A 21,517-nucleotide genomic window follows, 5' to 3' on the forward strand; every position below is an offset into this window, starting at 1 on the left:
GAGATTATTCGTATCAGTCCAAACCACGGCCCGGCAACATGCGGCGCAACGTGTTATCACGCAAGCCGTAATGGTGAACCAGAGCCATGAGCGCATGCAGCCCGGCCAGTATCACAATGGCCCACGCCACCTGTTCATGCAGACCGCCGAACACCGATTTCATGCTTTTATCGAAGGTGATCAAGGTTGGGACATCGAACAGGCCAAAAAAGTTGAACGGTTCTGCCTGGGCCCAGCGAAACAGGAAACCCAGCACGATTTGACTCAGCAACAACGCATAGAGCGCCAGGTGCGCGGTCTTCGCCAGACTATTCATGACGCCCCGATTGGCGGGCGGCAAGCGCCGGCCCCGGGACAGGCGCCAGAGCAGTCGGCTGAGAACGATCACCGCGAGCAGGAGGCCGCAGGAAATGTGCAATGCCTGCAGTTCCTTGCGCAGTGGCGTGCCCTTGGCCAGTTGTTCCCAGACCTGGGCACTGGCGAACAGGCCAATCACCAGCACGGCGGTCAGCCAGTGCAGCATCATGGTCAGGCGGTCGTAGCGTATCGGCGAATCCGGGTTCAGGTTGTTCACGGGCGATCCTCATGGGTGATGCCAAGTGAACACCGCAGGGTGAACAATTATTCATTTCTTTCTGGCGGTCTTTTCAAGGAAAGCGCAAATCGAGGCGCTATGCTCGACAGCGTTCGAAGTCGTAGTGGAGCGTTGTCATGAAACAGGTCCATCACTCAGCGGCCGCCGGTTACAAAACGGCTGCCGACACCTACGTTCGCGGTCGTCCGGATTATCCGCCGCAAGTGGCCGATTGGCTGACAGACACGCTGGGTTTGAATGCGGATAAATCCGTGGTCGATCTGGGCGCCGGGACTGGCAAGTTCACCGGTCGGCTGGTGGCGACCGGGGCGCTGGTGATTGCCGTGGAGCCGGTGCCGCAGATGCTCGAAAAACTGTCTGAAGCCTGGCCTGATGTTTTGGCGGTAAGCGGCACGGCCACGGACCTGCCGCTGCCGGACGCATCGGTGGATGTGGTGATCTGCGCCCAGGCCTTTCACTGGTTTGCCAGCGGCGAAGCCCTGACTGAAATTGCCCGGGTGCTCAAACCCGGCGGCAAGCTGGGGCTGGTGTGGAACCTGCGCGACACGCGCGTGAGCTGGGTGCCCAAACTGGATGCGATCGTCAATGCGCTGGAGGGCGATACCCCGCGTTTCTACACCGGAGCCTGGCGTCGGGCTTTTCCGCATGCCGCGTTCGGACCGCTGCAAGAGCGGCAATTCAGCCATGGGCATACGGGCGCGCCGGAAGATGTGATTTTCAACCGAGTGCGCTCCACCAGTTTCGTCTCGGCATTGCCGGCAGCGGAGCGGGCGAAAGTGGATGAGCAGATGCGGGTGTTGGTGGATGCCGAGCCTGAACTGCGGGGCAAGGACGTGGTGACGGTGCCGTATGTGACGGCGGCGTTTGTGGCGGTGAAAGTCAGTTAGATCGGTGGTGCGGCCATCGCTAGCAGGCTAGCTCCCACACTGGATCTGCGTGCACAGGACCTCTGTGGGAGCTAGCCTGCTAGCGATGAACGATGACGCGGTATCAGCTTAGAAGGCGGATCGGGGTTCCAGCAGACCAGGCCTGAATATCCTCGATCATCTGCGAAAAGAACTGATGGTAATTCTGCTGGCTGACATACCCGACATGCGGCGTCGCCAGCACATTCTCCAATGTCCTGAACGGGTGATGAGCCGGTAAGGGCTCCAGCTCGAACACATCCAGCGCTGCCCCGGCCAGGCGCTGTTTCTGCAACGCCTTGATCAGCGCTGCTTCATCGACAATCGGCCCGCGTGCGGTGTTGACCAGCAGCGCCGTAGGTTTCATCCAGTCCAGCGCCTGTGCGTCGACCAATCCACGGCTGCGGTCGCTGAGCACCAGATGCACGGAGAGCACGTCGGCCTGTTCGAACAGTTCCTGTTTGCTCACATAGGTCACGCCCACTTCGGCGGCGCGTTCGGCGGTCAGGTTCTCGCTCCAGGCGATCACTCGCATACCGAACACCTGGCCGAACTGCGCGACCCGCTGGCCGATGCTGCCCAGGCCGAGAATCGCCAGGGTCTTGCCGTACAGGTCGCCCCCCAGGCCCTGTTGCCATTTTCCGGCGCGCAGGGCATTGGCTTCCACGACAAGGTTGCGGGTCGCAGCCATGATCAGCGCCCAGGTCAGTTCCGGCGCGGCGTGTTTGTAGCTGTCGGTGCCACTGACCTGAATGCCGAGAGCGGTTGCAGCTTTGAGGTCGAGCGCAGCGTTGCGCATGCCGCCGGTAACCAGCAGTTTGAGTTTCGGCAGACGCCGCAGCAGATCCTGGTCGAACCGGGTGCGCTCGCGCATCACGCAGATCACTTCGAACTCACCCAGGCGTGCTGCCAGCGTCTCGTTGTCGGCCGGGTAATCATGGATAAAATCAACCTGGCCGATGGCGTCCAGCGCCGACCAGTCCACGACAGTGCGCGCCACATCCTGCCAGTCATCGATCACCGCAATCTGCACAGCCATCAGCCTTACCTCATCAACGAACGGGGTTGGTTTTGTTCAGCCAGGCGAGCAAGGCCTGGTGGAATTTCTGCGGTTCTTCCATCTGCGGCGCGTGGCCCATGCCGGGGAATTCCACCAGCGTCGACTGGGGAACCAGCTTCGCGACTTGTTTGCCGAGCACGTCGTAGTGACCGAGTTTTGCCTTGACCTCGGGCGGCGCGATGTCGCTGCCGATGGCCGTGGTGTCGGACGTACCGATCAGCAACAGCGTCGGCATCTTCAGGTCCTTGAACTCGTAGTACACCGGCTGGGTGAAGATCATGTCGTAGATCAGCGCCGAATTCCACGCCACTTGTTTATGCCCCGGCCCTTTATTCAGACCGGCGAGCATGTCCACCCAGCGATCGAATTCGGGTTTCCAGCGGCCGCCGTAATAGGTGTTGCGTTCATAGGTGCGGATGCCATCGGCGGTCAGTTTCAGCTCACGTTCGTACCATTGATCCAACGTGCGATAGGGCACGCCGAGGGCTTTCCAGTCTTCCAGGCCGATAGGGTTGACGAGGGCGAGTTGTTCAACCTGCTCGGGATATTGCAGTGCGTAACGGGTAGCGAGCATGCCGCCGGTGGAATGCCCGAGCAGGGTCGCTTTCTGGATACCGAGGGCTTTGAGCAGTTGCTGGGTGTTGGTTGCCAGTTGCTGGAAGCTGTACTGGTAGTTGTCCGGTTTGCTGGAGGTGCAGAAGCCGATCTGGTCCGGTGCGATGACGCGGTAGCCGGCGTCACTCAAGGCCTTGATCGAAGTGTCCCAGGTTGCGCCGCAGAAATTCTTGCCGTGCATGAGCACGATGCTGCGTCCGTTGGCCTTGCCATGGGCGGCTACGTCCATGTAGCCCATTTGCAGGGATTTGCCCTGGGACTCAAAGGCGAAATGTTTGATCGTGTAGGGATACTCGAAGCCTTGCAGCTCCGGCCCGTACTCCGGACCTTCGGCAGCGATGACGGGCAGTGCGGCGGTCAGCAGCAGGCTGGGTAGCCAACGGAAGCGGGCGAGGGGCATGGGTAAACTCCACAGGAAATCGGCCGATGCTGGATCGGCATGATTAGGGCGACATTAAACACAGGCAATCGCGGCGAATGATCGTTCAACTCATCCAGCCCAGGGTCGCCAGGGCCAGTACGCCATAGCGGGCGCCTTTGGCAATCGTCACGATCACAAGGAAGCGCCCGAGCGGCTCGCGCATCACCCCGGCGACCAGGGTCAGCGGATCACCAATAACGGGTACCCAACTCAGCAACAGTGACCAATGGCCGTAGCGCTGATAATGAACCCGGGCCTTTTCCAGATGCAGCGGGCTGACCGGAAACCAGCGCCGGTCGCGAAACCGCTCGATACCTCGCCCCAGCCACCAGTTGAACAGCGAGCCGAGGACATTGCCCAGGGTCGCGACCGCCAGCAGCGACCAGAGCCAATACTGCTTGTTGAGCAACAACCCCACCAGCAGTGCTTCGGACTGCAACGGCAACAGGGTCGCCGCACCGAATGCGGCGAGGAACAGGCCGATGTACGCACCGAACATCAATGGGCAGCGTAGTCCGCCACCACCACATCAGTGCCGTCCTTTTTCAGGCCGATGACCTGATAAGCATCGCTCATGCCGTCCATTTCCATGCCCGGCGAACCCATCGGCATGCCCGGGGCCGCCACACCTAACAGGTCATCGCGCTTGCCCAAGGCCAGCACCTGATCGGCCGGGACATGCCCTTCGACGAATTTGCCATTGATCAAAGCGGTGTGGCAGGACGCCAGGCGCGGTGGCACGCCGTGCTGTTGCTTGAATTCGCTCATGTTGGCTTCAACGTGATCCTCGACCTTGAAGCCGTTGGCCTCCAGATGGCTGATCCATTTTTTGCAGCAGCCGCAGTTGGCGTCGCGATGGACTTCGATCGGGATCAGGTCGGCGGCCTGGGCCAGGGAGGAAATGAACAGGGCGCTCAGGGCGACCAGACGCAGGTGGGTTCGCATGGGCAATATCTCGACTCGGAGGATGGTCAAAAAAAGAGGCATTTTGACTGCTTTAGCCAGTAACGAGGCAAGAGATTGTTTCGAAGTGATACCGCCAGGCGGGCTTTTGTGGCGAGGGAGCTTGCTCCCGCTCGCCTGCGCAGCAGGCGCAAACCAGGTTGCGCGATTTAACTGCTAGCACCGCGTTGAATGCCAAGGCGGCCGCTTCGCAGCCCAGCGGGAGCAAGCTCCCTCGCCACAGGGAGCTGCGTTCACCCATCAGCGGACTTTGAACCGCCCCATAATCGCACTCACGCGACTATTGGCCTCCAGCAACTGCCGGGTATTGAGCTCACTCGCCTGACCGCTTTTCACCAATTCATCCACCATGTGGCGGATTTGCACCATGCTGCGGTTGATCTCTTCGGTCACGGCACTCTGCTGTTCTGCGGCGGTGGCGATCTGGGTGCTGAGGCTGTTGATGTGGCTGACAGAACCGGCCATTTCATCCAGCCCGGTGTTGACGCGAGCCGTCGCATCGGCCGCCGACTGGCAGCTGGCCTGAGTGTTTTCCATGGCACTGACCGACGAGCTCACGCCTTGGGTCAGGCGGGTGAGCATCTCGTTGATTTCCGACGTGCTGGCCTGGGTGCGAGCGGCGAGGGCGCGAACTTCATCGGCCACCACCGCAAAACCGCGTCCCTGCTCACCGGCGCGAGCGGCTTCGATGGCGGCGTTGAGGGCCAGCAGGTTGGTTTGCCCGGCGATGGCGCCGATCACCCCGAGAATCTCGGTGATGCGCTGGGCGTCCTGTTGCATGCTTTCGACTTTATGCGTGGCGCTGGCCACTTCGTCGATCAGCGCGATCACACTGCTGGAGGCTTCGCCCACGACCACCCGTGAACGGTCGGCGTTTTCGTTGGCGCGTTGGGTGAACGCAGCGGTTTCAGCCGCATTCTGCGCCACGCTTTCGGCAGTGGAACTCATCTCGGTGATGGCGGTGACAGTCTGGTCGGTTTCCGACGCGTGGCGCACCAGGATCTGGCTGGTGTGCGCGGACGTGCGTTGCAGGTTATCGAGGCTGGACGCCATGGCGCCGGTGGCCTGGGTGACTTCGCCGATCATGTTTTGCAGGTACGCGATGAAGGCATTGACCGAGTGGCCGATGGCGCCCAGTTCATCTTCGGCGCGGATGGTGATGCGTTTGGTCAGGTCGGCGTCACCGGCCGACAGCGCGTCGATATTGGCCTTCAGCGCTTTCATGCGCTGGATCAACTGGCGGATCGCGTAGATTTGCAGCAACACCAGCAGGATCACCATCGGGATTTGCAGCAGGCTTAGCGTGCTGAGCACGTCGTCGCGCTGGGCGGTGATCAGTTTGGTCGGCAGGGCGGTGGCAAGGAACCACGGCGTGCCTTCGATCGGGCGCATGAAGAAGGTGCTGGCTTCGCCGTTGTTGTCGAACTCGACGCGCTGCGATCGATCACGGTTTTGCAGGCCGGCCTTCACTTGGCTGGCGAAGGGCGAGTTACCGGCCAGTTCGCTGATGTTCTTCAGCACGATCGGCCCGCTGATGCGCGAGCTGTTGCTGATGATCTTGCCGTCGGACTCGACGATCAGCATTTCCGCGCCCAGGTCTTTTTCCTTGCGTGCCACCAGGTCATTGAAGAAACCGAGGGTCACGTCAATGGTTGATACGCCATACGCCGCGCCGTTTTTCTGAATGGCCATGGCGCAGTTGGTGCGCGGCTCGGCGCTGGCATCATCCTTATAGGCCGCGGCCCAGGCGCATTGTCCGCGCGGGGTCTGCATGCCGCCCTTGTACCAGGTCTGGTCGTAATAGTTGGGCGCCGCGTCACTGTTCCAGAAGGTGTTCACCGCCAGCTTGCCCGAGGCATCGCGGTGCCAGAAGGTGCTGAATTTGTTGCGCCCGGCTTCACGCTGGCCGGGCAGGGGCCAGATGCCGCCGCCGAAGACTTTCAGCTCCCCGTATTGATCGACCAGGCCCGGCAGAACGGTGTCGATGGCGGCGCTGTCGAGCAGAGGAATGGTCTGGGTAATGCTGCGCTGCTGCGCCTGAACCTTGTTCAGTTCGCCCTGGATTTGCTCGGCGACTTCAGCGATGCGATTGAGGGCCACTTGTTCTTCGGTGTGGCGAAGTTTCGGCGCTACCAATTGGCTGATGCCGACTACGGTGAGAATAGACAGCAGCAAAATGAACAGGACCAGAAACAGTGTGTAGCGAGCCTGAATGGTGCGGAATGCGGGCATGGAGCCGGGTCCTTTTTAGCAGCGTTCTTATTGGGAAATTTCGGCGCTTCAAAGGGCTATCGGCCTGCATATGCGGAGCTTTAGGTACGATCGTGCAAGCTAGGGGCGAGGTGACGGGCGGTGGAGTGACTGGCCCGTTCAGGCAACCGAACGGGCCAGGTGCAGATCAACGGTCCAGCAACTTCATGACTTCTTCGGGATAACGCAAACCGGCCGTGGCATTCGCCGGGAAGATGGCTTCCAGCGCGTGCAACTCTTCGCGGCTCAGTTTGACCTCCAGCGCCGCCACGTTCTCCTCCAGGTACTTACGTTGTTTGGTCCCCGGAATCGGGATCAGGTAATCCCCCTGAGCCAGCACCCACGCCAACGCGAGTTGACCCGCCGTCACGCCTTTTTCCGCCGCCAGGTCCTGAACCTGCTGCACCAGCAATAGATTTTTCGCAAAGTTGTCGCCCTGGAACCGTGGACTGAAACGACGGTAGTCGTCTGCCGCGAAATCATCCGGGCTTTTCAGTGCGCCAGTCAGAAAACCGCGGCCCAACGGGCTGTACGGGACAAAGGCGATGCCCAGCCGCTGACACGTGGCCAGACAGCCGTTTTCTTCCTGGTCGCGGCTCCACAACGAGTACTCGCTTTGCAGTGCACTGATCGGATGGACCTTGTTCGCCCGTTCCAGTGTCGCCGCCGAGGCCTCGCTCAATCCCAGGTAACGCACCTTGCCGGCCTTTACCAGTTCGGCCATGGCACCGACCGTTTCCTCGATAGCCACTTGCGGGTCGATACGGTGCTGGTAATACAAGTCCAGGGTCTCGACACCGAGGCGCTTGAGGGTGCCGTCGATTGAGGAGCGAATGTAGTCCGGACGGCCGTTGACCCCGCGGGCGCTCGGATTCGCCGGGTCGCGCACGATGCCGAACTTGCTCGCCAGGAACACGTGATCGCGCTTGCCGACGATGGCTTTGCCGATCAGTTCCTCATTGGTATGCGGGCCGTACATGTCGGCGGTGTCGAGCAGATTGATGCCCAGTTCCAGCGCCCGGTGCAGGGTGGCCGTGGCCTCGCGGGTGTCGACGCCCGTCGTGTAGAAATCGGTCATGCCCATGCAGCCCAGGCCGATGGCACTGACCTGTGGACCGTTCTTGCCCAGTTGACGTGTTTGCATGAAATCAGCTCCCTGTGAATGTGACGTCCATTGTCGACCTCGACAGAAACGAGATAAACCGGCTAAAACTGCTATCACTATTCATGATTTCTAAATAATCAGTCGGTGCAAACAACAATGGATCGTTTCAACGCCATGCGCGTGTTCACCCGAATCGTCGAACTGGGGGGCTTTGCCAAAGCGGCGGACAGCCTGCAAATTCCCCGTGCCTCGGTGACCGTTCTGATCAAGCAACTGGAAAGCCATCTGGGGGTGCAACTGCTGCAACGCACCACGCGGCAGATCAGCCTGACGCTCGACGGTGCCGCCTATTACCCGCGTTGCGTGCGGTTGCTGGCAGACCTTGAGGAAACCGAAGCGGTGTTCTCCGCCGCGCGGCACAACCCCAAAGGTCTGTTGCGCGTGGACATGCCCGGGGGCATCGGGCGGTTGGTGGTGATCCCGGCATTGCCGCAGTTCACCGCCCGCTATCCCTTGATCGAACTGGAGATCGGTTTGAATGACCGGCCTGTCGACCTGATTCGCGAAGGTGTCGATTGCGTATTGCGCGGCGGCGCGTCGCTCGATGATTCACTGGTGGCGCGGCCGCTGGTCATGCTGGACCAGGTCACCTGCGCCAGCCCCGATTACTTGCAGCGTCATGGCACGCCACAGGGTTTGGCCGATCTGGCGGGGCATCAGATGGTGGAGTACGTCGCCAGCAACGGCAAACGCTATGGGCTGGAATTTGTCGTCGATGGGCAGGTACAACCGGTCAGTCTGCCCAGGCAGGTCTCGGTCAACAGTGCCGATGGTTACCTGGCGGCGTGCGAGGCCGGATATGGGCTGGTGCAGGCGCCGTACTATCACGTGGCCCGGCGTATCAAGGAAGGTGGTTTGATCGAGGTGCTGAGGGAAGTGCCGCCACCGGGGATGCCGCTGACGGCGCTTTATCCTCCCCACCGTCAGTTGTCGCGGCGGGTAAGGGTGTTCGTTGACTGGATGATCGAGCTTTGCGCGCAGCCGGGAAATGACTTTTTCAGCCATCCATCAGCTCGCTGAAAATCCTCAGCGATGCTGGTAGTACCCCGGTCCGCCACGGCCGTCGTAATGGTGGCCGCCGTGCCAGCCGCCGTGGGGGAAAATAATGCAGCCGCTCAGGGAAAGCAGGGCAAGCAGGGGAATCAGCAGTGTGATTCGACGGAACATTTCGAAATCCTCATGGTTATCGCCGCTATGAAGCCAAAAGGCTTCATCGGCTGTAACATGAGACCCCGTTTGCAGCGCCGCATCCCCGAAAAACGGTAGGGGCTTGGCATGCATCCGGATACAAACCGGATACATTTTCAGGTTCACGTTCAGGCTTATGTTTAAGCTTTTTGTTAAAGGAAAAGGGCAATGACCCAGTCGCAACGTTTGAAATACTCGATTCTGATCTCCCTGGTGGTGCTGGGGATCATGTTTGGCCTTTCGTATTTGCAGAATGCCGGCGTCATCAGCGAAAAGCTGTTTCAGTACATCGCCATTGGCGTGGCGGTGATCGTGGTGGTGATCAATGGCGTGATGCGCCGCAAGGTCAAACCCTGAGCGACGCCCGCCGAAACGATTATTCGCCGTGCAGAGCGGCGGCAGCCTGTGGATGCAGGCTGTAGCTCTTGTCCGCGTTCAGCGTAATCACGCCTTCGCTGCACAAGCGCTTCAACACTTCGCGGACACTGAGAAAGGACAGGGGAATATCCAGCTCCAGCAAGTGGCTGTGTACACCGCGCACCCCCAGGCTGCGGTCGCTGTCGGCGGCGGACAGCAAGGCATCGATGACTTTCAGGCGGATCAGGCTGGTGCGCAGGCCAAAGCTCTTGAGCAGAACCCGGATCCGTTCGTTGCCGTGACGTTCGGTACGCTGAGTGAACAGGCTCGAGCCCATGGAAGTGCCCATTGGTGCAGTGCTACCGTCCGTTGGCAGTTGCGAGTTGTACATGCAAAAACTCCTTTTCAGAGCCTGAACCGGAAAGATGTGTTGGGTGCTCTTACTCAATAAGACGTACGAGCTACGCAAATCATGAAGGCTCGAATGTAGAAATTTTGTCGCCATCACGTCAGAAGCCTGTAAAGCCCTGCAGAAACACCCTCCAGCGCTCTAAATTTTTGTCCTGAATTTCGTTCCTGTAAACAGGCCTATCGCGTGTGACACGCTGGGTGTGACCTTCGTTTATTCGATCAGGAGCGAGCGTGATTATTACCAGGCAATTAACCCGATTGAGCCTTGCCGGTGTGTTGGTGGGCTTGAGTCTTGCGGCAAACGCACGCAGCCAGCCGGACCAGGCGACGGCCGAAATCCGCCGGACGAGCTTCGGCGTGCCGCACATTCGCGCTGAAAACGAACGTGGCCTGGGCTACGGCATCGGCTATGCCTACGCTCAGGATAATCTGTGCCTGTTGGCCAATGAGATCACCACGGTGAACGGCGAGCGTTCACGGTATTTCGGCCCGGAGCAGTTCACGGTCGAAGAGCGCGAAAACCAGGTCAGCGATGTCTTTTTCAACTGGCTTAATACGCCGCAGGCCGTCTCCGCGTTCTGGCAGGCACAAACGCCGGAAGTCCGCGACCTCATGGAAGGGTACGTGGCGGGCTACAACCGCTCGCTGGCGGAGCGTCGCGCGCAAGGTTTGCCGCAGCAATGCCAGGGTGAGTGGGTGCGGGACATTACCGCGCAAGACCTGGTCAAGTTGACCCGTCGCCTGCTGGTCGAAGGGGGCGTCGGGCAATTTGCCGAAGCACTGGCCGGCGCCATGCCTCCCAAAGCCGTCGCTCGCAACGCAAACGCGCCCGCGTCGTTCCAGGTCGCCGATGCACGCCGGCAGCGCTTCGCCCTCGATCGCGGCAGCAACGCCGTCGCGGTGGGCAGCGATCGCTCGTTCAATGGCCGCGGCATGTTGCTGGCCAACCCGCATTTTCCTTGGGTCGGCGGGATGCGTTTCTATCAAATGCATCTCACCATTCCCGGCAAACTGGACGTGATGGGCGCCGCGTTGCCCGGCCTGCCGATGATCAACATTGGCTTCAACCAACACCTGGCCTGGACCCACACCGTGGATTCATCCAAGCATTTCACCCTGTATCGCCTGCAACTCGATCCGAAGGATCCGACCCGCTACCTGCTCGACGGCAAGTCGTTGCCGATGAAGCAGCAGACCGTGACTGTGAACGTGAAACAACCTGGCGGGCAGACCCGTGCGGTTTCGCACGTGGTCTACAGCTCCCGGTTCGGCCCGATTGTGCAATGGCCTGGAAAACTGGATTGGGACAATCAGTTTGCCTACAGCCTGCGCGACGCCAACCTCGATAACGACCGCGTGCTGCAGCAGTGGTACGCGATGAACCGCGCGGTCAGCCTCGAGGAATTGCAGGCGTCGGTCCACAAGATCCAGGGCATCCCGTGGGTCAACACCCTGGCGGCGGACGATCAGGGCCAGACGCTGTACATGAACCTGTCGGTGGTGCCGAACGTCAATGCCGACAAACTGGCCAAGTGCAGTGATCCGCGAGCCGGACTGGAACTGATCGTGCTCGACGGTTCCAACAGTGCCTGTGCCTGGGACATCGACCCGACGGCGGCACAAAAAGGCATCTATGCGTCGGACAAGTTGCCGCAACTGTTGCGCAAGGACTTCGTGCAGCACTCCAACGATTCGGCATGGATGGCCAACCCGGCGCAGCCGCTCACCGGTTTCTCGCCGTTGATCAGCCAGGACGGTCAGCCGTTGGGCCTGCGTTCACGCTTTGCCCTGGATCGCCTCGGCACGTTGAACAAGGCCGGCCCGATTGCGGCAGCGGATCTGCAACGGATGGTGATGGACGATCAGGTGTATCAGGCGGCGCAAGTCATGCCGGACCTGTTGCAATTCTGCGCGCAGGACCTTGGCGCCGATGCGCCGCTGCTGACTCCGCTGTGTGCGAGCCTGAAGGCCTGGGATCGCAGTGCGAATCTGGACAGCGGTCTTGGTTTTGTCCATTTCCAGAACGTCATGGAATCAGTGCAGGACACGCCGGATGTCTGGCGCGTCGCGTTCGATCCGAAAGATCCGCAACACACCCCGCGCGGCCTGGCGGTTGATCGCCCGGCGGTTGCGAAGGCCTTGCGCGAAGCGATGCTGGCTTCGGCGGAAGTGGTCAGCAGGTCGGGGCTCAGGACCGACAGCCATTGGGGCGATATCCAGGTGGTGAGCAGCGGCGGCCAGCAGACGCCGATTCATGGCGGTCCAGGCACACTGGGCGTTTACAACGCCATTCAGAGCGTGCCGAGAACCGATGGCAAACGTGAAGTGGTCAGCGGCACCAGCTATTTGCAGGTCGTGACTTTCGATGACAAGGGGCCTCAGGCCAAAGGGCTGCTGGCGTTTTCGCTGTCCAGCGACCCGGCGTCGAAACATGCCAATGACCAGACCGTGGCGTTCTCGAAGAAACAGTTGAGTGTGTTGCCGTTCACCGAACAGCAGATCACTTCGGACCCGCAGTATCAGGCGCAGACGATCCGTGAACAGGATGAAAAAGCCGGGAAGGTGGCCAAAAAGTAAAACGCTGCTTGAGCGATGAAGAAAGGCCGCACCCCGCAAGGGTGGCGGCCTTTCAGCTTTTCGGGGGTTGTTGCGGAATGGAGTTGAGGACCGGATTGCCTTCCTTGTTTCGAGTCAGGTAGACCGGCAACACCCTGGGCAGCGTCGCCACCAGGTTGTGGAGTTCCTTGATGTTGTAGATGCCGCCGAGGCGGATCGCGCCGGTGCTGTTGTCAGCCACCATCACGGGGTTTTCCAGATAGCGATTGATCAGGGGCAGGGCTTCGGATAACGCCAGGTCATCGAGCACCAGTTTGCCGTGGCGCCAGGCCAGTGACGTGTCATTGGCGTAGGTCTGGCTGATTTGCGGCGTGAAGTCGCCGTGTTTATAGCGCGCCTGCATGGATGGCTCCAGACGCAAACCATCGCCCGGCAGGTCATCGTTGCTGCTGACCAGTACCGAACCTTCGATCAGATTCACGCGCACCTGATCCTCATACATCCAGACGTTGAATTTGGTCCCGGTGACCCGAATCCTGCCGTCCGCCGCCTTGACGACAAAGGGGTGGCTGGCGTCATGGCTGACACTGAAAAACGCTTCGCCCTTATCCAGCGAGACCCGGCGCTGGTCCTTGTAATTGCTGAAGGTCAGTTCAGTGCCCAGGTTCAACTCGACTTGGCTGCCATCGCTCAGGGTGACCTGGCGGATCGCATTGCTGGCTTCGAAATGCTGGTACGAATTGGGCAGCAAGCCCAGATTCCAGCCACTGTACGCTGCCAGTGGCAACGCCAGGGCACAAACGGCCGCGGCAATGCCGACGGTGCGCCAGGGCGTTACACGCTTGGCCCGAGTGATGGGCACGACAGTCTCGAGGCGCGGCAAATCTTCCGCGACTTCCCAAATCTCCAGCATCGCCTCGTATTCGAACGCATGCAGCGGATGAGCATCGCGCCACTGCTCGAAGGCTTGACGCTCCTCGGCCGTGCAGTCGCTGGCGTGCAGACGCATGCACCAATGCGCAGCGGCATCGGTGACAGCGTCATAGTCGGCTTGTGAGAAAGGGCTGTCGGTCATTGACTCATCCTGATTTCCTGCATTCTAACCTTGAGGGCAGTCTGCGAGAACAGGCGTCATGGCATTTACCCATCAAACGTCTGTTTATTTTCCGCCATCAAGGTGTATTGACGTGTAACTGGCGGCCGAGATGACTGATTAACCAGGCCACGCTGTCGGCATTGCCGAGTTGCACCGCCAGGCGAGTCAGGGAATCTTTTTTAAAGGTTTCGCGAGCACCGCTCAGGTTTTCTGCGCCGGTCAACGTCAAAATATGCGCTTTCACCCGATCCGTATTTTCATAAGTGGAATTTCCCGGATCTTCCCACACCCCGGTGTCTGGATCCCGGGTCATGAACAGTTGTGTGTAAGGGGTCTTGATCGACAGTGCGGTGTCCTGGATGTGGGTCAATGCATTTTTGAGGTCGGTGGCTGTCACGCTGGTTGTGCCAATCAGGTCGGCAAAGGGCCTGCCAGGGTCCAGGTAGGAAATGTCCTCGGTTTTACAGACAAGGTGCGAAAGCTCATGCAAAAGGGTCACCGCCCGAGCATGCGTGTTGATCGGGAATGCTGTATCGGAAAGATGTTGGCGGTATAGGTCGAAACCCGGATTGAAGAACCTTTCCGCCAGATAAATCTTCCGCTTGGCGTCATTCGGGACGATAAAGGCGAATGTGCTGTAGGCATCCTCGATTACCCGGCCGACGACAAAACGATTGGACTTGGTCTTTCTGAGTGTAGGGTCCAATAACGCGGTAAACAGGTCGCCCACGATTTTTTCCAGTTTCTCGACATGCGCGGGCAGCACTTGCGGCACATCGATGAAACGTTTGATGAGTCGATGCACGGGGGTTTCCGCGTCATCGGACGCCTTCAGCAACTGCAGGTTTCGAAAGCTGTTCCAGGCATAGGTCGTTGCCTGGTCCAGCGCTTCGTCGATCTGACGAACCTTCTGTGGGAAACACCGGCGTATCTGCGGCATCCCATGGGCATCGATGTTCATGCCACCCCAGGCCGCTGCCGCCGCATCCAGCCGATCCATGAGGCCGAATTGCGGAGGCGGTGCATTCCGGTCGATTACCCATTGATTCGATGCGTTTTGTCGCAGATAAGGGCCGAGGGTCTGTGTATCTGCGATGCGCCAGCGGCTGCCGCGTTTTGTCACCGGAAAAACTTTGCCTTCAACCGGCCCGTAAAGCTGTTTCGTCGTGGGGTGCGCGTAGAGCCCGGGCGTCGAGTCGGGCTTCAGCGCGTTCAGGTGGACATGGCGGCTTTCATGACGCTTCAAGGCTGTGCGCTCGGGGGCGGTGACCTTGATGTCCTGCCATTTGCAGGCGGCATCGGAGTTTGCTGGTGCCGGTGCGACTGGCGTAGCCGTCGGTGGCGCGTGGGTGTCCAACGACTGGCGCAGCGAAGCGAGCTGTGCGATCCCGCTGATGAATGCCCTGATGGCCGCGCCCCATTTGTGCGTCTGCAGGTCTTCGGCGGATTGCTTGATGTCACGGTAACTGTTCCACACCGTGACGGGGTAAGCGAGTTTACCCATGAAAAACGAGTACGCCTCGTGCAGGTCTTCACCCAGTACGTGCTTGATGGTTGCCCACTCACTCTGCTTCTTGTCATCGGACTGACAACCGAGCAATCGGCCGAGCAACGCGGCATTGTCGTTGAACAAGTGCCCGAACAGGTGACCCTTGATGGGATTCGACGCCAGGGTAACTTCCTCCTCGGGGGCGCCAGGAGTCTCCGGCGTGGCTCTCGCGACCCGGCTCGGGGGCGTCGCCATTCGGGTCTCCAGCAGGATCCGTTCAGGGTTCTCCAGGTTCATGAGGACCCAGTCGAGCAGTCCGCCCTGGGTCTTCAGTTCTGCTAGCAACTGAGTTTCGCTTTCGTATTCTTTTATCCCGTGCCTGGGGCTGTGCGGTGCGAGCAGCACCTGCGGTGCCGTGCTATCGGCCGATGAGCCGATCAGATAGACGCCAGGCACTTTGACGGTTTGCCCGCTCCTGATACCGAGGAACTCCAGGGGGCGGATGATCCCATGGGCACCTTCGACTGCCGCACGGGCGATGGCGTCGGGCATGTCCATGACCTGGCGGATCAGATCAAACCCGGTTTCGCTGAGGCGTTCCTGCAGTTTTTCTGCGTGGGCGTGGTGCATCAGTTGCCAGGGCAACTGTGTGTAAAAAAGCTTCCTGCGTTCCGCGTTCACCGAGGTGTCTGCCAGGGCGTCGCTGACTATTTGCTGTTGATGCACACCCGGTTTCAGGTCGCGTATCAGGTCTTTGATATAGCGTTCGTCCATGCCCTCTGGAATGGCTGTGTTATCCAGGGACGTCAGTTTGAGGAAGACGGCGTCCAGGTCCTTGAGGTGAGTCAAGGCAAAGTCGGTCAGGGTTTGGGTGCTGGACGCAGACCTCGGGCTCGCGCTGATCTCGACCCGGACCTTGTCCGGATCAATGTTGAAGTCGTCTGCCTTGAGTTGTTTTTCCAGCTCATGGTGCGCGGTGCGCTGCAATGAGCGGATGCCGGTGAGGTAATCCTGGTCGTCTTTGACGTTATGAAGGTATTGCTGAAGCAGTTCGCCATGCAGGATCAGGTCTTTGATTGGCGCCTTGGCCAGCCAGGCCGGGAGCTTTTGCTGGGTGGTCAGGGATTCGGCAATATCGGTTGCACGGCGCAGCCCGGTCATCGGTTCGCGCAGGGCCACCAGATTCAGCAGGCTGGCCAGCGGTGCGGGAGAGAGCGGGGTGGTCAACGCTTGGGTGACGCAGGTCTGGTCGAGATCGACAAAGGGCTTTTGCAGATAATCGAGGAAGTGCCCATGGACCCGTTGCAGTGGCGCCAGGGTGTAAGCCTTGCCTGGCGACCGCTCGCTGCGGCCGAGGTTTTCCAAGAGCATTGATCGATGATTCTCGTCCTTGAGGCGTCGCTCGAGTTGCTCCAGTAGCGGCGTCAGTGTGTTGAAGGCTTCAAATCCCAGTGCCGGCGTCCACAGAATGGCTTTGCCCGAGTGCACCGGATCCAGGCCTCCCCGTTCAGTGAGGACAAAGCAACTGGCCAGTTTCAACGGGGGCGCGGTGGCGCCGGTCTTCAATGCCAGGGAAAAGACCTCCGGAAAAAAACCGTTCAATGCCGCCCGTTGCAGGTGTATCGGGGTATCGAGCACGGTTTTGATAATTGCCTGTTCCGTTGCACCCAGGGTGCGCGAGACGGAGCGAAGCTTCAATTCACTGCGCAGTGCCGTTGACAGGGTATGGGTAAAACTCGATTGCAAATTCGCCAGGGATATACTGACGAGGCTGTGCGCATCGGTGAATGTGCGGGTTTTGATGGGAATGACCGGGTGTTTTTCAAGGAGTTGATCGAGCGCCTGTTCGACCGAGTTCAGCAGCGACAGCTCCTGTCTGGCCGACTCGGCACGCACGGTGGCCGGTCTCGCGCTGACGCGGCGGTCCGGGCGCGTGCTCCAGCGTCCTGCGGCCTCAGCCAGGAGCAGGCGGTTATCGATCAATCCCCGGACGTCCAGGGCATTGTCGAGCAAGGCGTGAGGGTCCAGCGTACCTTCGCTTTCACGGTAGCGGCTCAAGGCATGGCTGAGGTTTTGCCGTTGTTTCTCCACGATGTCGACCATCATCCGTTCAAACGCCGGGCCGATGACCGGCTCTCCCACAACGACTCGATCGTCCGGTTCCAGCCCAAGAAAAGTACCGCGTTCGTCCAGCGACATGAAATTGAGCAGTGTGTCTTCATGCCCCTCGCTTTTGAGCATGTGCAGCGCGATTTTTTTCACCGCGGGCAGGTTGCTTGTGGCCTCGATGCCTCGGGTCGGGTTGTACAGAAAACTCAGGGTGCTGGTGCCCCCGATCATCAAGGTCGAGGCAAGCTCCGCAAAATGTTTGAACGGGGCGGTGACCCGCACTTTTTCGATGCGAAGGGGATTGTTTGGGGCAGGCGCGAGGCTGACATTCATCAGTTGCAGATATTCCTGCGTCGTTAAAGTGCCCTGCTGGCGTTGATGTAAAAGCCGCGTGTGAAACGTGTCGCGCATGCAGTCGCTGAAAAAACTCAGGCGCGACAGGCCATTGCTCATGGGCGTGTTCCAGAACGTCTCAAGCAGGCTTTGCAGGTGAGGCGTAAAACTCTGCGCGATCTCCTTTATGGCGCTTTCCCATGCCTGGTTGTCGATATCGCTGCTGACGCTGTGCTCGGGATGGGTAAACACCCTGGAATCGCCTGTCGGCCACTGGTTCGTCAGGTAAAAATGCAGGAGGGCCTCGCTCAGTGACATCGAGGAAATCGTGTGCGCCTTATCACGGTCATCGAACGCGGAGCCTGTACTGACAAAACTCTTCAGCCGAGTCAGGCGCTGGTCGAGTGTGGGGAATGGCTTGAGCAGCGCATGCTTGAGGGTATCGTCGAGCATCGATTGCAAGGTGGGTATCTTGACCAGCTCACCCGCCATCGCCTGGATGTTTTCTTCTTGCTGTTGCTGAAGGACGAGTTCCTGGTCTTCGAACACCGCACCTTCGATGTCGCTGGTGGCAATGTCGAGTGCAGGGGCGGCGGCCAGGGGCAGGCGTTGTTCGATGGAGACGAAACGCAACAGTTCACGTTTTCCGCTGGCGTGCGCCAACCACTCTTTGAGCTTGCTTTTGAGGTCGTCCATGTCCGCGAATTTGATCAAGCCCTTCCACGGCGTGTAGAGCGTGACCTCGCCATCGTTGGGCCGACTCATGGCAAAAGCGCCGGCCAACGGGATGCCGGTCTCGCCCGGCAAGGACAACAGGAGCCGGTAGGCGTGCATCGGTTTTACATGCGTTTTACGGGCTGACTGGGTGGGTCGATAAACCGTCTTCAGCCAGTTCAGATCGTCCAGGCTAAAGCTCAGCGCGTTTTCCCGTTCGCCGGGTTGCCTGGCGGCGGATGCGCGTTCTGCTTCGTCAAAAAAATACGGCAGTGCAGGCGTCGTCATGATGTTTCCTCGATGGGCTGCGACGGTGTTCAGTGCAGGTCGTTGGGTCGAGGGGCAACAATAGAGGCCGGAAAAAGGCGGGGTGCGGTACATATTGCTTGCGCGAGAGACTTGACAGGACGCCGGTAAGAAAGCGCTTAATCGACCTGTCGCCCGTCTCTAAAAATAACACTGGAGCTTCAGATGACCGCTTCGCCTGAAATGGCAGTCAGTTCGGCCAACTCAACCCTGGATTTTGATTCTCTCGTCCTGTTGCTCGAACGCATTTTCGTTCGCCATGGCACCTCCGCCGAGGTCGCCAGGACACTGGCTCTCAACTGCGCGGGCGCCGAACGCGATGGCGCCCACAGTCACGGCGTATTTCGCATTCCCGGTTACGTCTCGACGTTGAAGAGCGGCTGGGTCAATGGCCAGGCCGTGCCGGTGGTAGAAGACGTGGCGTCGGGTTTTGTCCGGGTCGACGCCGGCAACGGTTTCGCTCAACCGGCGCTCGCCGCTGCCCGCGCCTTGCTGGTGGAGAAGGCCCGCAGTGCCGGTATCGCGGTGCTGGCGATTCGCAATTCCCATCACTTCGCGGCGTTGTGGCCCGACGTCGAACCGTTCGCCTATGAAGGATTGGTGGCGTTGAGCGTGGTCAACAGCATGACCTGCGTGGTGCCGCATGGCGCCGATCGCCCGCTGTTCGGTACCAACCCAATTGCTTTCGCCGCCCCGCGCGCGGACGGTGATCCGATAGTCTTTGACCTGGCCACCAGTGCCATCGCCCATGGCGATGTGCAGATCGCTGCACGCAAGGGTGAGCGTTTGCCGGCGGGCATGGGCGTGGATAGCCTCGGTCAGCCGACCCAAGACCCGAAAGCGATTCTTGAAGGCGGGGCGTTGCTGCCGTTTGGCGGGCATAAAGGTTCGGCGCTGTCGATGATGGTGGAGCTGTTGGCGGCGGCGTTGACCGGCGGCAACTTCTCGTTCGAGTTCGACTGGAAGAACCACCCCGGTGCCAAAACACCATGGACCGGACAGTTGTTGATCGTGATCGATCCGAGCAAGGCCGCCGGACAGAATTTTGCCGAGCGCAGCCAGGAACTGGTGCGGCAGATGCACGGTGTGGGGCTTAAGCGATTGCCGGGTGATCGTCGTCACCATCAGCGGGCCAAATCCAGCGTGGGTGGCATTCAGCTGGATGCGGACACGCTGGCGAATTTGCGGGAGTTGGCCGGCGCCTAAAAATTGGAACGCAGACCTGTGGGAGCGAGCAAGCTCGCCCCACAGGGATTTCATTTCACTAATGAATTATTGATAGGCGGGCTTAACGGCGGCCCAGCAACAACCCGACAACCAAACCAAAACCGGCGGAAATGGCCACGGTTTGCCATGGATGCCCGCCAATGTAGGTTTCAGTGGCTTCGACCGCCGGGAGGGTGCGGTCGCGAACGCTGGTGACCGAGTCCCGTGCCTGCTGGAGTTTCTGGGCGATCTGTCCGCGAAGCGTGTCTGCTTCTTCACCGACCAGCGACGCGCTGCTTTTCAGCAGTTTTTCCGACTCTTCGATCAGCGCCTGTAGATCGCTGAAAGCCTGGTCCTTGATTTGGTCTTCAGCGACTTGTGCGGCAGTTTTCCGGGCCATTGAGGTACTCCTTGCAAGTGAATAGGCAGTGAACAATGGAGTCTGCCACGACGGAAAAAGTTGCAGTGATTTTGCGCGGCACCGTCATCCTGTAGAAAAATCCAGCGCAGGACATTTCTTCCTACAGTGTAAGATGTCGCCTATTTACGCAGCAGGTAACTCCCCATGAGCTTCAATCTGGCCGACAAACCCCTTGCCGAGCGCGCGGCGCTTGAAGACGAGAAATCCCGTCTGTTCGAACTCTGGCAAAACAACCTGGGCAAAGCCAAGGGCGAAGCCGCACGGTTGTTCGGCGAGCGTGCCAAGCGCAAAGGCAAATGGGCCGAATGGGTCCGTTCCGAACTCGACGGCATGTCGCCTCCGGAGTTCGCGAACATGGTGCGCAGTGAAGTCAATCGCTTGATGGCGGCCAAGTAAACCCCTGCCTGACACTACCCGAGTAGGCGCTGCCTGCGGCAGCTCCTACGGGCTTGCAAAAATCGCGACAATTGCCTCACGCACTTTCAACACCACCGGATCGAGCTGAGTGCTGGTGCGCCAGCCCAGTTCGATCGGGTAACGCGGCAACGCCAAAGGGCAGGGCAGTAGCGCCAGCCCGGTGAGCGCTGCAAGGCTTCGAGCGGCATGCGCCGGAATGGTCGCCACCGCCTGACTGCCCTTGAGCAAATGCGGTAGCGCCGCGAAATGTGTGGTCGAAGCGCATACTCGCCGGCTCAGGCCCAACGCGGCCAATCCTTCGTCGGTGATCCCGATAAAGCCACCCGATGACACCAGAATATGTTCACGGGTGACGAATTCCTCAAGGTCGATGGCCTGCTGTCCCGCGACCAGGCTGATCGGGTCTACCAGACACAAATAATCACCTTCGCCCAGCACCTGACGACTCAGCAATCGCTCGGCGAACCCGCCGGCCGTGATCGCCAGATCGATGCTGCGCTCCATCAACGCCTGCGCGACGATCTGACTGTGAGTCTGGCGGAAGATCAGCCGCAGCTTCGGCGCGCAGCGGGCGATTTCCTCGATCAAGCGACGGCCGTAGGCGATTTCGAAATCATCTGACAAACCGACCGTGACCGAGCGGCCATCGTAGTGATTGGCGGTCGGATCGACCATCGCCAGGCTTTGGCGGCATTTGTTCAATGCGTCGCTGACCACCGGTTTCAACTGATTGGCCTTGAGCGTGGGTGCGAGGCCTCGTCCCGTGCGTACGAACAATTGATCGCCGTAGACCTCGCGCAGCCGGCGCAATGCCGCGCTGACCGCCGACTGCGTGACGCCCAGGCGCAACGCCGCACGGCTGGCGCTGGACTCTTCATGCAAGGCTTCGAACACTTTGAGCAGGTTGAGATCGACGGTGGCGATATTCATTTGGTTCATA

Annotated in this window: 19 protein-coding genes; 6 read left to right on the forward strand and 13 right to left on the reverse strand. The window is 59.8% G+C overall.

Annotated elements, in window-relative coordinates; all coding sequences use genetic code 11:
- Positions 1 to 13 precede the first annotated feature (13 nt).
- On the reverse strand, positions 14 to 574 hold the full coding sequence (locus ACM6I5_RS10305; protein ID WP_017338644.1) for a cytochrome b: 561 nt from the start codon (positions 572 to 574) through the stop codon (positions 14 to 16).
- Positions 575 to 711: 137 nt separating this feature from the next.
- Between ACM6I5_RS10305 and ACM6I5_RS10310 the strand changes: the two genes are divergently transcribed.
- Positions 712 to 1,482 (forward strand): methyltransferase domain-containing protein, encoded by a 771-nt coding sequence (locus ACM6I5_RS10310; RefSeq protein ID WP_414883759.1) that lies wholly within the window; start codon positions 712 to 714, stop codon positions 1,480 to 1,482.
- A 103-nt stretch (positions 1,483 to 1,585) separates the two neighbouring features.
- Here ACM6I5_RS10310 and ACM6I5_RS10315 read toward each other — a convergent pair whose 3' ends face one another.
- From ACM6I5_RS10315 to ACM6I5_RS10340, 6 genes are all read right to left on the reverse strand, one after another.
- Complete coding sequence (locus ACM6I5_RS10315; RefSeq protein WP_414883760.1) at positions 1,586 to 2,539, reverse strand: D-2-hydroxyacid dehydrogenase family protein; 954 nt, start codon at positions 2,537 to 2,539, stop codon at positions 1,586 to 1,588.
- A 13-nt stretch (positions 2,540 to 2,552) separates the two neighbouring features.
- On the reverse strand, positions 2,553 to 3,575 hold the full coding sequence (locus tag ACM6I5_RS10320) for an alpha/beta fold hydrolase (RefSeq protein ID WP_414883761.1): 1,023 nt from the start codon (positions 3,573 to 3,575) through the stop codon (positions 2,553 to 2,555).
- An 85-nt stretch (positions 3,576 to 3,660) separates the two neighbouring features.
- Positions 3,661 to 4,095 (reverse strand): YqaA family protein, encoded by a 435-nt coding sequence (locus ACM6I5_RS10325; RefSeq protein WP_414883762.1) that lies wholly within the window; start codon positions 4,093 to 4,095, stop codon positions 3,661 to 3,663.
- Positions 4,095 to 4,541 (reverse strand): DUF411 domain-containing protein, encoded by a 447-nt coding sequence (locus tag ACM6I5_RS10330; protein ID WP_017338649.1) that lies wholly within the window; start codon positions 4,539 to 4,541, stop codon positions 4,095 to 4,097. Before ACM6I5_RS10330 ends, ACM6I5_RS10325 begins: the two co-directional genes overlap by 1 nt.
- Positions 4,542 to 4,799: 258 nt before the next feature.
- Positions 4,800 to 6,791, reverse strand: a complete 1,992-nt coding sequence (locus ACM6I5_RS10335; RefSeq protein ID WP_414879151.1) for a methyl-accepting chemotaxis protein — start codon at positions 6,789 to 6,791, stop codon at positions 4,800 to 4,802.
- A gap of 166 nt (positions 6,792 to 6,957) precedes the next feature.
- Positions 6,958 to 7,953 (reverse strand): aldo/keto reductase, encoded by a 996-nt coding sequence (locus ACM6I5_RS10340; RefSeq protein ID WP_414883763.1) that lies wholly within the window; start codon positions 7,951 to 7,953, stop codon positions 6,958 to 6,960.
- A gap of 117 nt (positions 7,954 to 8,070) precedes the next feature.
- Between ACM6I5_RS10340 and ACM6I5_RS10345 the strand changes: the two genes are divergently transcribed.
- Entirely contained in the window at positions 8,071 to 8,994 is a 924-nt protein-coding gene (locus ACM6I5_RS10345) for a LysR family transcriptional regulator (RefSeq protein WP_414879150.1), read from the forward strand.
- Positions 8,995 to 9,000: 6 nt separating this feature from the next.
- Here the strand turns inward: ACM6I5_RS10345 and ACM6I5_RS10350 are convergent, their stop codons facing one another.
- The gene (locus ACM6I5_RS10350; RefSeq protein WP_144425255.1) at positions 9,001 to 9,288 is read right to left on the reverse strand and encodes a hypothetical protein; all 288 of its coding nucleotides are present in this window, start codon (positions 9,286 to 9,288) and stop codon (positions 9,001 to 9,003) included.
- 42 nt (positions 9,289 to 9,330) lie between these two features.
- Between ACM6I5_RS10350 and ACM6I5_RS10355 the strand changes: the two genes are divergently transcribed.
- A complete protein-coding gene (locus ACM6I5_RS10355; protein ID WP_008024801.1) occupies positions 9,331 to 9,519 on the forward strand; it encodes a hypothetical protein in 189 nt (62 codons plus the stop codon).
- 19 nt (positions 9,520 to 9,538) lie between these two features.
- Here ACM6I5_RS10355 and ACM6I5_RS10360 read toward each other — a convergent pair whose 3' ends face one another.
- Positions 9,539 to 9,910 carry a fe2+ zn2+ uptake regulation protein gene (locus ACM6I5_RS10360; protein ID WP_414879149.1) on the reverse strand — a complete coding sequence of 124 codons (372 nt, stop codon included), beginning with the start codon at positions 9,908 to 9,910 and terminating at the stop codon, positions 9,539 to 9,541.
- A 251-nt stretch (positions 9,911 to 10,161) separates the two neighbouring features.
- Between ACM6I5_RS10360 and ACM6I5_RS10365 the strand changes: the two genes are divergently transcribed.
- Positions 10,162 to 12,507 (forward strand): acylase, encoded by a 2,346-nt coding sequence (locus ACM6I5_RS10365; RefSeq protein WP_414883764.1) that lies wholly within the window; start codon positions 10,162 to 10,164, stop codon positions 12,505 to 12,507.
- Positions 12,508 to 12,559: 52 nt separating this feature from the next.
- Here the strand turns inward: ACM6I5_RS10365 and ACM6I5_RS10370 are convergent, their stop codons facing one another.
- Both ACM6I5_RS10370 and ACM6I5_RS10375 read right to left on the reverse strand, forming a co-directional pair.
- On the reverse strand, positions 12,560 to 13,561 hold the full coding sequence (locus ACM6I5_RS10370) for a FecR family protein (protein ID WP_414883765.1): 1,002 nt from the start codon (positions 13,559 to 13,561) through the stop codon (positions 12,560 to 12,562).
- Positions 13,562 to 13,658: 97 nt separating this feature from the next.
- Entirely contained in the window at positions 13,659 to 18,515 is a 4,857-nt protein-coding gene (locus tag ACM6I5_RS10375; protein ID WP_414883766.1) for a dermonecrotic toxin domain-containing protein, read from the reverse strand.
- 183 nt (positions 18,516 to 18,698) lie between these two features.
- On the opposite strand from ACM6I5_RS10375, the gene ACM6I5_RS10380 reads away from it, so the two are divergent.
- The gene (locus ACM6I5_RS10380; RefSeq protein WP_017338658.1) at positions 18,699 to 19,739 is read left to right on the forward strand and encodes an Ldh family oxidoreductase; all 1,041 of its coding nucleotides are present in this window, start codon (positions 18,699 to 18,701) and stop codon (positions 19,737 to 19,739) included.
- Positions 19,740 to 19,821: 82 nt separating this feature from the next.
- Here ACM6I5_RS10380 and ACM6I5_RS10385 read toward each other — a convergent pair whose 3' ends face one another.
- Positions 19,822 to 20,139 carry a DUF883 family protein gene (locus tag ACM6I5_RS10385; protein ID WP_017338659.1) on the reverse strand — a complete coding sequence of 106 codons (318 nt, stop codon included), beginning with the start codon at positions 20,137 to 20,139 and terminating at the stop codon, positions 19,822 to 19,824.
- Between the two features lie 165 nt (positions 20,140 to 20,304).
- On the opposite strand from ACM6I5_RS10385, the gene ACM6I5_RS10390 reads away from it, so the two are divergent.
- A complete protein-coding gene (locus tag ACM6I5_RS10390) occupies positions 20,305 to 20,556 on the forward strand; it encodes a hypothetical protein (RefSeq protein WP_007937833.1) in 252 nt (83 codons plus the stop codon).
- Between the two features lie 45 nt (positions 20,557 to 20,601).
- On the opposite strand, the gene ACM6I5_RS10395 is transcribed toward ACM6I5_RS10390, so the two are convergent.
- The gene (locus tag ACM6I5_RS10395; protein ID WP_414883767.1) at positions 20,602 to 21,516 is read right to left on the reverse strand and encodes a LysR substrate-binding domain-containing protein; all 915 of its coding nucleotides are present in this window, start codon (positions 21,514 to 21,516) and stop codon (positions 20,602 to 20,604) included.
- Position 21,517 lies beyond the last annotated feature (1 nt).

Source organism: Pseudomonas sp. IT-P171 (genome assembly GCF_949767765.1).
Lineage (GTDB): Bacteria > Pseudomonadota > Gammaproteobacteria > Pseudomonadales > Pseudomonadaceae > Aquipseudomonas > Aquipseudomonas fluorescens_B.

Coding starts and splice junctions, on each gene's coding strand:
- ACM6I5_RS10335 (WP_414879151.1), bottom strand. CDS start 6,791: ATGCCCGCATTCCGCACCATTCAGGCTCGCTACACACTGTTTCTGGTC.
- ACM6I5_RS10345 (WP_414879150.1), top strand. CDS start 8,071: ATGGATCGTTTCAACGCCATGCGCGTGTTCACCCGAATCGTCGAACTG.
- ACM6I5_RS10360 (WP_414879149.1), bottom strand. CDS start 9,910: ATGTACAACTCGCAACTGCCAACGGACGGTAGCACTGCACCAATGGGC.
- ACM6I5_RS10380 (WP_017338658.1), top strand. CDS start 18,699: ATGACCGCTTCGCCTGAAATGGCAGTCAGTTCGGCCAACTCAACCCTG.
- ACM6I5_RS10395 (WP_414883767.1), bottom strand. CDS start 21,516: ATGAACCAAATGAATATCGCCACCGTCGATCTCAACCTGCTCAAAGTG.
- ACM6I5_RS10375 (WP_414883766.1), bottom strand. CDS start 18,515: ATGACGACGCCTGCACTGCCGTATTTTTTTGACGAAGCAGAACGCGCA.
- ACM6I5_RS10320 (WP_414883761.1), bottom strand. CDS start 3,575: ATGCCCCTCGCCCGCTTCCGTTGGCTACCCAGCCTGCTGCTGACCGCC.
- ACM6I5_RS10310 (WP_414883759.1), top strand. CDS start 712: ATGAAACAGGTCCATCACTCAGCGGCCGCCGGTTACAAAACGGCTGCC.
- ACM6I5_RS10370 (WP_414883765.1), bottom strand. CDS start 13,561: ATGACCGACAGCCCTTTCTCACAAGCCGACTATGACGCTGTCACCGAT.
- ACM6I5_RS10390 (WP_007937833.1), top strand. CDS start 20,305: ATGAGCTTCAATCTGGCCGACAAACCCCTTGCCGAGCGCGCGGCGCTT.
- ACM6I5_RS10330 (WP_017338649.1), bottom strand. CDS start 4,541: ATGCGAACCCACCTGCGTCTGGTCGCCCTGAGCGCCCTGTTCATTTCC.
- ACM6I5_RS10340 (WP_414883763.1), bottom strand. CDS start 7,953: ATGCAAACACGTCAACTGGGCAAGAACGGTCCACAGGTCAGTGCCATC.
- ACM6I5_RS10355 (WP_008024801.1), top strand. CDS start 9,331: ATGACCCAGTCGCAACGTTTGAAATACTCGATTCTGATCTCCCTGGTG.
- ACM6I5_RS10325 (WP_414883762.1), bottom strand. CDS start 4,095: ATGTTCGGTGCGTACATCGGCCTGTTCCTCGCCGCATTCGGTGCGGCG.
- ACM6I5_RS10315 (WP_414883760.1), bottom strand. CDS start 2,539: ATGGCTGTGCAGATTGCGGTGATCGATGACTGGCAGGATGTGGCGCGC.
- ACM6I5_RS10385 (WP_017338659.1), bottom strand. CDS start 20,139: ATGGCCCGGAAAACTGCCGCACAAGTCGCTGAAGACCAAATCAAGGAC.